Consider the following 10,084-nt stretch of genomic DNA (forward strand, 5'->3'; position numbering starts at 1 on the left):
TGCCGCGGGTGCGGCAGGCGGTGCGGGCTCCTGGGCGGAGGCCGCCGGCGCGAGGGCGAGCATCGCCCCGCCGGCGAGCGCGAGGCCGCCCGTGGCCCACAGGCCGCGGCGGAGCCACCGGGGCACGACCGGGCGCGCACTGCGTGCGTCCCGCGGTCGCGTCGCCATGGCGACTCCCCCCTGAAGCCTCCGGTCACGCGCAGCACTGCGCTGTGACGCCGATCACTGGCGACGGTAGGAGGGGCTCCAGGGGTCGGCAACACGAGCGTTACGCCGGACGGGTGACACCCGTCGGTGGCGGTCGTGCTGGCCTGCGGCGACGTGCCGCGGGTGATTCAGCGCTCGCGGCTGCGGGGGATGGCGACGCTCAGGACGAAGGACACGACGGAGACGATCAGCGCACCGATGAAGGCGTCGCCGAACCCGTCGATGCGCAGGCCCCACGAGGTCTGCTCGGTGATCCAGGCGGTGAGCATGAGCATCAGCGCGTTCACGACCAGCGTGAACAGGCCGAGCGTGAGGATGTAGAGCGGGATCGACAGCACGTGCACGATCGGCTTGACGATCGCGTTGACGATGCCGAAGACCAGGGCCACGGCGAGGATGACCAGCACCTCGCCGCCCGGGGTGTCGGCGCCGACGACCGTGAGGCCGGGCAGCAGCACCTCGGCGAGCCACAGGGCGACGCCGCTGATCAGGACACGCAGGACGAAGCTCATGCGGTCGATCCTCCCACCCCGCCCCTCTGCTGCGCAGCCCCTGCCCGGGACCGGCACGGGATCCGTCCGGGCCGCGCCGCGGACGCGGGTCCCGGGCCGCCGCCCACCGGTGGCATCCTGGGCGCCGTGAAGCACGTCCCCCTGCGCCCCGCGCTCGCGAGCCTCCCGCCGTACGTCCCGGGCGCGCGCGTCCCCGTCGGCGCCGCCGCGTACAAGCTCTCGTCCAACGAGAACCCGTTCCCGCCGCTGCCGTCGGTGGTCGCGGCCATCGCGGACGGTGCGGTCGACGTGAACCGCTACCCGGACATGTACGCGACCGAGCTCACCGAGGCGGTCGCCGAGCACCTCGGGGTCCGCCCCGGCCAGGTGGTCGCGGGCTGCGGGTCGGTCGCGGTGCTGGGGCACGTGCTCGCGGCGTTCTGCGACGCCGGGGACGAGGTCGTGCACCCGTGGCGGTCGTTCGAGGCGTACCCGATCGCGGTGACCCTCGCCGGGGCCACCGGGGTGCCGGTGCCCGTCGGCGCCGACGGGCGGCTGGACCTGCCGGCGCTCGCGGCCGCGGTGACGGACCGGACCCGCGTGGTGCTGGTCTGCACGCCGAACAACCCGACCGGTCCCGCGGTGCACGCCGACGAGCTGGAGGCGTTTCTCGCCGCGGTCCCGCGCGACGTGCTCGTGGTGCTGGACGAGGCGTACGTCGAGTTCGTCCGCGACCCCGACGCCGCCGACGGTCTGGCCGCGCTCGCGGCGCACCGCAACGTCGTCCTGCTGCGCACGTTCTCCAAGGCGTACGGCCTCGCGGGGCTGCGGGTCGGGTTCGCGGTCGCGGACGAGCGGCTGGCCGCCGGGATCCGCGCGGCGTCGACGCCGTTCGGGGTGTCGCACCTGGCCCAGCTCGCGGGGGTGGCGTCGCTGCGCGCGACCGACGAGCTGCTGGCGCGCGTGGACCGGATCGTGGGGGAGCGCACCCGGATGCTCACGGGGCTGCGCGACCTCGGCTGGGACGTCCCGGACAGCCAGGCGAACTTCGTGTGGCTGGGCATCGGGGACGACGCCGCGCGGTTCGCGGAGACGGCGACGCGCGCGGGCGTGGTCGTCCGGCCGTTCGCCGGTGACGGGGTGCGGATCAGCGTCGGCGAGCCGGAGGCCACGGACGTGGTGCTGGCGGTCGCACGGGACGTCCGGCGCTGATCGCGCGAACTCGCAGGTGGGCCCCTATGCTCCGCACAGGGAGAGAGGGTGGACCCGGGTGACCGACAGCACGAACCCGAGCGCGGTGACGCCGCTCCGGCCCGGTGACGCCGTGCCTCCCACCGTCGTCCCCCTGGAGGACCCGACCGGCCCGCGGGCGCTGTCGCTGCTGCTCGTCGAGGACGACGACGGCGACGCGCTGCTGGTCGAGGAGCACCTCGCGGACGCCGGTCTCGACGTCGTGCTGCGGCGCGCCCGCACGCTGGACGAGGCGATGGCGCACCTCGACGTGGACTGCGTGCTGCTGGACCTGGGGCTGCCGGACTCGGTCGGCCTCGGTGCCCTGGGGCGTCTGCTCGCCGCCGGGGCCCCGGCCGTGGTCGTCCTGACCGGGCGGACCGACACCCACGCGGGGCTGGAGGCCGTCGCGGCGGGCGCCCAGGACTACCTGGTCAAGGGCGAGGTCGGCGGCGAGCTGCTGGGGCGCTCCGTGCGGTACGCCGTCCAGCGGCGCCTGCTGCAGGCCGCCGACCGGGAGCTGTACCGCAGCAAGGTCCGCGCGCAGGAGACGGTGCGGCTGGAGAGCGCGCTGCTGCCGCGCCCGTCGGTGCACGACGACCGGTTGCAGGTGCTCGTCGGCTACCGGGCGGGCCGGGACGGCGTGCTGGGCGGCGACTTCTACGACGTCGTGCAGCGGCCGGACGGCTCCGTGCTCGCGGTGGTCGGCGACGTCTGCGGGCACGGTCCCGACGAGGCGGCGCTGGGCGCGGTGCTGCGGACCGCCTGGCGGACGCTGGTGCTCGCGGACGTCCCGACGCCGGACCTGCTGCCCCTGCTGGAGCGGGTGCTCGTGGCCGAGCGCGCCCGCGAGGAGGTGTTCACCACCATGTCGATGGTGGAGGTGGCGCCCGACCGCTCGGCGGTCGACCTGTACCTCGCCGGGCACCCGGTGCCGTACCTGCTCGGCGAGCCGGCGTCGGGGCGGCCGTCGTCGCTGCTGCCGACCGACCGGCGGGGCCGCGCCCTGGGCATCCCGGTCCCCGGGACGTGGGAGCCGCGACGGCTCGACCCCGACCTGCTCGGCCCCCGGTGGCGCCTGATGATGTACACGGACGGCGTGCTGGAGGCGACCGTGGGCGGGACCCGTGAGCGCGTCGGCGACGCGGGGCTGCTGGCCGTGGTCGACGCGGCGCTGCGCGAGCCCGTGGAGGACGTGGTCGAGGACGTGCTGCACGAGGTGCGCCGTCGGCACGGCGGCGAGCTCGTGGACGACACCGCCGTGGTCGTCGTCGGCTGGGCCGGGGCGGGCGCGTGAGCGCGACCCGCACCCACCGCGTCACGCTGCGTCGCCGGCTGGGGCTCGCGCTGACCGCTGCCGCGGTGGTGCTGGGCGTCGTGCTCGTCGGTTCGGGCGTCGCGCTGTGGCGGATGCTCGAGACGCAGGAGCTGGTCACCGAGCGGTACTTCGTCGCGATCACCGACGCGGAGACCGCCTACACCCGGCTCGTGGACGCCGAGACCGCGGTGCGCGGCTACGCGCTGACCGGGTACCCGGGCACCCTGGAGCCCTACGAGCGTGCGCAGGACGCGACGGCGACCTTCGAGCAGCGCGCCGACCCGGCCTCCGGCGTCACCGAGCCGGTCCGCGAGGCCGCCGCGGCGGCCGTCGAGGCGGCCGACGGGTGGGACGGGGACTGGGCGCAGCCCGTGATCGCGGCGGTCGCCGAGGGCGGGACCACGGCGGTGTCCGCCGAGGACATCGCGCGCGGCCAGGTGCTGTTCGACCGCACCCGGGCCGCGGTCGAGGCGTACATCGACGTCCTGCGGGAGCGTCGCCTGGAGGCCGCGTCCGACCTGCAGATCTGGACCCAGGTCGTCATCGGCTCGCTGGTGGCGCTGGTGCTGGCCGGTGGTGCCGCCGGATTCGTGCTGTGGCGGACGCTGCGGCGGTGGATCACCGAGCCGCTGGAGGCGCTGGGGGCGGACGCGCTCGCGGTGAGCGGCGGCGACCTGCACCACCCGGTGAGGTCCGAGGGGCCGGGGGAGGTCGCCGACCTGGCCGCCGCCGTGGAGCGGATGCGGCTGACCCTGGTCGCCCAGGTGCAGGAGGTCGAGGCGTCCCGCGCGGAGATCGCGGGCGCGCACGACCTGCTGAGCGAGCAGGCGGAGGAGCTGCGGCGGTCCAACCGGGACCTGGAGCAGTTCGCGTACGTCGCGTCGCACGACCTGCAGGAGCCGCTGCGCAAGGTCGCGTCGTTCACGCAGCTGCTGCAGAAGCGCTACGGCGGGCAGCTGGACGAGCGCGCGGACCAGTACATCGGGTTCGCGGTGGACGGCGCGAAGCGGATGCAGCAGCTCATCCAGGACCTGCTGGGCTTCTCGCGCGTGGGCCGGACCGGCGGCGAGCTCGCCGACGTCCCGCTCGGCGAGGCCGCGGCGGACGCGGTCGGCAACCTGGAGCACCTGATCGCGGACACCGGCGCCGTGGTCGAGGTCGACGACCTGCCCGTGGTGCTCGGGGAGCGCCCGCTGCTGGTGCAGCTGCTGCAGAACCTCGTCGGCAACGCGGTGAAGTTCCGCCACCCGGATCGGACGCCGCACGTGCGGATCAGCGCCGAGCGGGTGGGAGACTCGTGGCAGCTCGAGTGCCGGGACAACGGCATCGGGATCGACCCGCAGTACGCCGATCGCGTGTTCGTGATCTTCCAGCGGCTGCACGCGAAGGACCTGTACGAGGGGACGGGCATCGGCCTGGCCCTGTGCAAGAAGATCGTCGAGTACCACGGCGGTCGCATCTGGCTCGGCGAGCACGACGGAACCGGCACCAGCATCCGCTGGACGCTGCCGGCGGCGTCGGCGGACCCGCAGCGAACGGAGTGAGCGTGGCACGCAAGGTGATCGACGTCCTGCTGGTGGAGGACGACCCGGGTGACGTCCTGATGACGCGCGAGGCGTTCGAGGACAACAAGGTCGCGAACCGGCTGCAGGTCGTCTCCGACGGCGTGAGCGCGCTGGCGTTCCTGCGCAAGGAGGGTGAGCACGCCGACGCGCCGACCCCGGACCTGGTGCTGCTCGACCTCAACCTGCCCCGGATGGACGGGCGCGAGGTGCTGGAGGCCATGAAGAGCGACCCCGACCTGCGGGGCATCCCGGTGGTCGTGCTGACGACGTCGGAGGCCGAGGAGGACGTCGTCCGCTCGTACTCGCTGCACGCGAACGCGTACGTCACCAAGCCGGTGGACTTCGACCGGTTCATCGAGGTGGTCCGCCAGATCGACGAGTTCTTCGTCGAGGTCGTCCGCCTCCCGCAGCGCTGAGGTCTCGACCCCGGGGGTCCGGGGCGAGCATGCTGGGGCGATGTTCAGCATCGACGGCACCACCGACAGCACCGCGGACGAGGTCCTCGCCTGGTTGACGGGCGGGGTCGGTCTGGTGATCGCGATCGGCGTGTGGCTGGTCGTCCTGATCGCGTACATCCGGATCATCCAGAAGGCCGGCTACTCGGGCTGGTGGGTCCTCATCGGCCTGGTGCCGGTGGTGAACGTCATCATGTTCCTGGTGTTCGCGTACTCCCGGTGGCCGGTGCAGCGCGAGCTGGACGCCCGCCGCGCGGGTGCGGGCGCCCAGCCCTGGCGCTGACGGCGCGCGTCAGAGGTAGCGCACGCCGGTGAGGTCCTCCGCGAACGCCCAGAGCCGACGGGCGAACGCGGGATCGGCGGCCGCGCGGACGAACCGCCGAGCGTGCACCCGGGTGTCCCGCTTGCGAGCGGGGCCGAGGAACCGGTCGGCGGGGGCGCCGGGGTCGGCGGCGGCGTAGAGGATCGGCAGCACGCCCTGGGCGGCGGGCCGCGCGTACCGGGCGGTCATGAACCGCATGAGCAGCGCCTGCGCGCGCGACGCGACCTGGTCGTGCATCGGCGTGGTCGCCATGCCGGGGTGCGCGACGAGGCTGCGGACCACACCGCCCGCGCCGGTGGTGCCCCCGACGGTGCCGGTGCCGGTGTCGCCGACCAGGCGGCGGTCCAGCTCGCGGCCCCAGGCGGCGACGGCGGCCTTGGTGCGGATGTACTGGATCCCGCCGCCCTGGCCGCGGCCGCGCAGGGCGTCGAGGTCGTCGCCCGCCACCCGGCGGTAGAAGTCGGAGCCGACGGTCACGACGCGCGGTCCGGGGGTGGTCGCCTCGGAGGCGCGCAGGGCGGGCAGGAGGCGCCCTGTCAGCGCGAACGGCCCGAGCACGTTGGTGGCGAGCTGGCTCTCGTGGCCCTGCGGGCTGGTGCGGTAGGGCTGGTTGCCGATCCCGGCGTTGTTCACCAGCAGGTCCAGCGGGCGGCCCTCGTCCATCCAGTCGTCGGCGAACCGGCGGACGGAGTCGAGGTCGGCGACGTCGAGGTGCCGGACCTCGAGCCGGTCGGCCAGGTCCTCGGCGCTCGCGGCGCGGGCGCGGCGCCCGCCGACCGCGGCGAGGGCGTCCTCGGCGGTGGCGAGCAGGCCGGTGCGGACGGCGGCGGCCTTGGCCTCGTCGCGGGCGGCGAGCACGACGTGCGCCCCGAGGGCGCCGAGGTGGCCGGTGAGCAGCAGACCGAGGCCGCTGGTGGCGCCGGTGACGACAGCCGTGCGGCCCGTGAGGTCGGGGGCGTCGGCCTCCGTCCAGGCGAGCGGGAACGTCGGGACGGCGGGGGTGGTGCGGGGTCCGGAGGCGGTCGGGGCGGAGGTCAGGGTCATGGCGTGCTCCGGTCGTCGATGCTTGAGTGGCTCAGGGATATAGTTGAGCGACTCAATGAACATGTCAAGCGTTAGGATGTGCGCCATGTCCGCCGACGCCGAGATCGCCTACCGGGTCGCGCAGCTCAACGCCGCGACCACGGAGCACATGCGGCCGCTGCTCGACGAGCTCGGCCTCACCGGCGCGTGCGCGAACCTGCTGTGGCTCGCCGAGGGCGAGGGTGACGCCCGGGGTCCCCAGCCGCTGCGGCAGCTCGCGGGGCAGCTCGGCTGCGACCCGTCCAACGTCACGCTCATCGCCGGGCGGCTGGAGGAGACCGGGCTCGCGCGCCGCGTCCCCGCGCCCGACGACCGGCGCGTCCGCATCCTCGAGCTCACCGAGCGGGGGCGCGAGGTGCGCGCCGCGCTGCTGGACCGCGCCGCCGGTCTCCCCGGCGTCGCCGCGCTGGACGACGCCGAGCGCGCCCAGCTCGCGGCCCTGCTCGCCCGCGTCACGGGGGCCTGAGCCCGGGCGGGTCGCCGCCCTCTTCTTGCATGCCGCGGGTGGCCCGGTCGCCCCGGCGTGCTCGCGCTGCCCGCCGGCCGGGGGTTGTCGGGTGTCCACAACCGGGGGCCAGCCCGCCTTGACGGGAACCGGGGGCGCGGACCTACGGTTGCGTAGCCTACGGTGGCGTAGGTTAGACAGGTCCCCGCCCCCCGGGGACGCCCCCAGCCGACAGGAGACGCGTGTGACCACGAGCGGTCCGCTCACCGACGACGGCCTGGTCCAGCTGCTCACGCCCACCGGCGAGCGCGTGGACCACCCCGACTACACCCCCCGGGTGGCCCACCTCGACGACGAGGCCCTGCGCGGCCTGTGGCGCGACATGGTCCTCGTCCGGCGGTTCGACACCGAGGCCACCGCCCTCCAGCGGCAGGGCGAGCTCGGCCTCTGGGCGCAGTGCCTCGGCCAGGAGGCCGCGCAGGTCGGCTCCGGCCGCGCGCTGGCCCCCCAGGACTACGTCTTCCCGTCCTACCGCGAGCACGGCGTCGCCCACACCCGCGGCCTCGACCTCACGGAGCTGCTCCGCCTCTTCCGCGGCGTGGACCACGGCGGCTGGGACCCGACCGACGTGAACTTCCACCTGTACACGCTGGTCATCGGCTCGCACACCCTGCACGCCACCGGCTACGCGATGGGCGTGCAGCGCGACGGCGCGGTCGGCACCGGAGACCCCGGACGCGACACCGCCGTCGTCACCTACTTCGGCGACGGCGCGACCGCGCAGGGCGACGTCAACGAGGCCCTGGTGTTCGCGGCCGTCAACAACGCCCCGCTCGTGCTGTTCTGCCAGAACAACCAGTGGGCCATCTCCGAGCCGACCACCCGGCAGGCGCGCGTCCCGCTCGCCGCACGCGGTCCCGGCTTCGGCGTCCCGAGCGTGCGCGTCGACGGCAACGACGTCCTCGCCTGCTACGCCGTCACCGCCGAGGCCCTGGAGCGCGCCCGCTCCGGCGGCGGCCCCACCCTGGTCGAGGCGTTCACCTACCGGATGGGCGCGCACACCACCTCCGACGACCCGTCCCGGTACCGGTCCGCGGCCGAGGAGGACTACTGGCGGCAGCGCGACCCGATCGACCGGCTCACCACGTACCTCACCGCGACCGGCGCGCTCACCGACGCCTTCCGCGCCGAGGTGGAGGCCGAGGCCGACGCGCTCGGCGAGCGCACCCGGACCTTCGTCCGCGCGCTCGGCCGGCCGGAGACCAGCACGATGTTCGAGCACGTGTACGCGACCCCGCACGCCGTGGTGGACGCCGAGCGTGCCTGGTTCGAGCAGTACGAGGCCTCGTTCGCCGGGGGGGAGCAGCGATGACCACGCAGCGGATGACGTTCGCCAAGGCGATCAACACGGGCCTGCGCAAGGCGCTCGAGCACGACCCGAAGGTCATGCTCATGGGCGAGGACATCGGCGCGCTCGGCGGCGTGTTCCGGGTGACCGACGGCCTCGCCAAGGACTTCGGCGGCGACCGCGTCGTCGACACCCCGCTCGCGGAGTCCGGCATCGTCGGCACCGCCATCGGCCTCGCGCTGCGCGGCTACCGCCCGGTGTGCGAGATCCAGTTCGACGGGTTCATCTTCCCGGCGTTCGACCAGATCACGACCCAGCTGTCCAAGATGCACTACCGGTCCCGCGGGCGGCTCAACCTGCCCGTGGTCATCCGGGTGCCCTACGGCGGCGGAATCGGCGCGGTCGAGCACCACAGCGAGTCGCCCGAGGTGCTGTTCGCGCACACCGCCGGGCTGCGCGTCGTCAGCCCGTCCGACCCGCAGGACGCCTTCACGATGATCCAGCAGGCCATCGCCTCGCCGGACCCCGTGATGTTCTTCGAGCCCAAGGGCCGGTACTGGGAGAAGGGCGACGTCGACACCGACGCCGACCCGCTCGCCGCCGCGTCCACCCTCGACGGCGCGCGCGTCCTGCGCTCCGGCACCGACGTCACCCTCGTCGCGCACGGCCCGACCGTCGCCACCGCGCTCAAGGTCGCCGACGCCGCCGCGTCCGAGGGCCGCAGCGTCGAGGTCGTCGACCTGCGCACCATCTCGCCCCTCGACACCACCGCCGTCGCGGAGTCCGTCCGCCGGACCGGCCGCTGCGTCGTCGTGCACGAGGCCCCCGTGCTGTACGGCACCGGCGCCGAGGTCGCCGCGCGGATCACCGAGGAGTGCTTCTACCACCTCGAGGCGCCCGTGCTGCGGGTCGGCGGGTTCCACACCCCGTACCCCGTCGCCAAGCTCGAGCACGAGTACCTGCCCGGCCTCGACCGGGTCCTGGACGCCGTCGACCGCGTGCTCGCGCACTAGCGGCCCGCGCGCCCCGACCCGACCCACCCGCACCACGAGGAGCACCCGCCGTGCCGTCCTTCCAGCAGTTCCGCCTCCCCGACGCCGGGGAGGGCCTGACCGAGGCCGAGATCGCCGCCTGGCACGTCGCCGTCGGGGACACCGTCGCGATCAACCAGACCATCGTGGAGATCGAGACCGCGAAGTCGCTGGTCGACCTGCCCAGCCCGTACGCGGGCGTCGTCACCCGGCTGCTCGTGGCCGAGGGCGAGACGGTCGAGGTGGGGACGCCGATCATCGAGATCGACACCGACCCCACCGGTGCGGCGCCCGCGGGCGGCGCGCCCGCCGGGGTCGGTGCCGAGGTCCCGGTGTCCGGGCCGACGTCGGACGCCGACCCGGTGCAGGCAGCGCCTGCGCCCGCTGCGCCTGCTGTGTCTGCTCAGGCCGAGGCCGAGGAGCCCGGGGGCGCGGTGCTGGTCGGGTACGGCACCGCCACCGCCCCCACGACCCGGCGCGCGCGGTTCACCTCCGCCGAGGGAGACCCCGCCGTGGGTGCGCCGGCTGCGCCGCCCGCCGCCGCCCCGCGTGCCGCGCAGCCCGCACCCGCTCGGCCCACGACGCCGAG

General features: G+C 74.9%; 11 protein-coding genes. 9 read left to right on the forward strand and 2 right to left on the reverse strand.

The window, feature by feature from the left end; genetic code table 11:
- Positions 1 to 335: 335 nt before the first annotated feature.
- A complete protein-coding gene (locus EBM89_RS17820) occupies positions 336 to 719 on the reverse strand; it encodes a phage holin family protein (protein ID WP_122150981.1) in 384 nt (127 codons plus the stop codon).
- Positions 720 to 845: 126 nt separating this feature from the next.
- Between EBM89_RS17820 and hisC the strand changes: the two genes are divergently transcribed.
- From hisC to EBM89_RS17845, 5 genes are read left to right on the forward strand one after another with little or no spacing between them, the layout of a single operon-like run.
- Complete coding sequence (gene hisC / locus EBM89_RS17825; protein WP_122150982.1) at positions 846 to 1,910, forward strand: histidinol-phosphate transaminase; 1,065 nt, start codon at positions 846 to 848, stop codon at positions 1,908 to 1,910.
- Positions 1,911 to 1,968: 58 nt separating this feature from the next.
- Complete coding sequence (locus tag EBM89_RS17830) at positions 1,969 to 3,225, forward strand: PP2C family protein-serine/threonine phosphatase (protein WP_369408667.1); 1,257 nt, start codon at positions 1,969 to 1,971, stop codon at positions 3,223 to 3,225.
- Positions 3,222 to 4,790 (forward strand): sensor histidine kinase, encoded by a 1,569-nt coding sequence (locus tag EBM89_RS17835; RefSeq protein WP_233571835.1) that lies wholly within the window; start codon positions 3,222 to 3,224, stop codon positions 4,788 to 4,790. The genes EBM89_RS17830 and EBM89_RS17835 overlap by 4 nt, the downstream gene beginning before the upstream one ends.
- Entirely contained in the window at positions 4,787 to 5,227 is a 441-nt protein-coding gene (locus EBM89_RS17840; protein WP_122150984.1) for a response regulator, read from the forward strand. Before EBM89_RS17835 ends, EBM89_RS17840 begins: the two co-directional genes overlap by 4 nt.
- Positions 5,228 to 5,267: 40 nt before the next feature.
- Positions 5,268 to 5,549 (forward strand): DUF805 domain-containing protein, encoded by a 282-nt coding sequence (locus tag EBM89_RS17845; RefSeq protein WP_122150985.1) that lies wholly within the window; start codon positions 5,268 to 5,270, stop codon positions 5,547 to 5,549.
- 9 nt (positions 5,550 to 5,558) lie between these two features.
- Here EBM89_RS17845 and EBM89_RS17850 read toward each other — a convergent pair whose 3' ends face one another.
- Positions 5,559 to 6,632: an SDR family NAD(P)-dependent oxidoreductase gene (locus EBM89_RS17850; RefSeq protein ID WP_122150986.1), complete on the reverse strand. Its 1,074-nt coding sequence runs from the start codon at positions 6,630 to 6,632 to the stop codon at positions 5,559 to 5,561.
- 85 nt (positions 6,633 to 6,717) lie between these two features.
- Here EBM89_RS17850 and EBM89_RS17855 point away from each other — a divergent pair, with 85 nt between their 5' ends.
- The 4 genes from EBM89_RS17855 to EBM89_RS17870 all read left to right on the forward strand — a co-directional run.
- Positions 6,718 to 7,137, forward strand: coding sequence for a MarR family winged helix-turn-helix transcriptional regulator (locus EBM89_RS17855; protein WP_158609716.1), 420 nt, complete (start codon positions 6,718 to 6,720; stop codon positions 7,135 to 7,137).
- Positions 7,138 to 7,360: 223 nt separating this feature from the next.
- Positions 7,361 to 8,488 carry a pyruvate dehydrogenase (acetyl-transferring) E1 component subunit alpha gene (gene pdhA / locus EBM89_RS17860; RefSeq protein ID WP_122150988.1) on the forward strand — a complete coding sequence of 376 codons (1,128 nt, stop codon included), beginning with the start codon at positions 7,361 to 7,363 and terminating at the stop codon, positions 8,486 to 8,488.
- Positions 8,485 to 9,477 carry an alpha-ketoacid dehydrogenase subunit beta gene (locus tag EBM89_RS17865; protein WP_122150989.1) on the forward strand — a complete coding sequence of 331 codons (993 nt, stop codon included), beginning with the start codon at positions 8,485 to 8,487 and terminating at the stop codon, positions 9,475 to 9,477. The genes pdhA and EBM89_RS17865 overlap by 4 nt, the downstream gene beginning before the upstream one ends.
- Positions 9,478 to 9,527: 50 nt before the next feature.
- On the forward strand, positions 9,528 to 10,084 hold a 557-nt coding region (locus EBM89_RS17870), incomplete at its 3' end, for a biotin/lipoyl-containing protein (protein WP_305038155.1).

The sequence above is a fragment of the Cellulomonas triticagri genome, from assembly GCF_003696205.1.
Taxonomy (GTDB): Bacteria; Actinomycetota; Actinomycetes; order Actinomycetales; family Cellulomonadaceae; genus Cellulomonas; species Cellulomonas triticagri.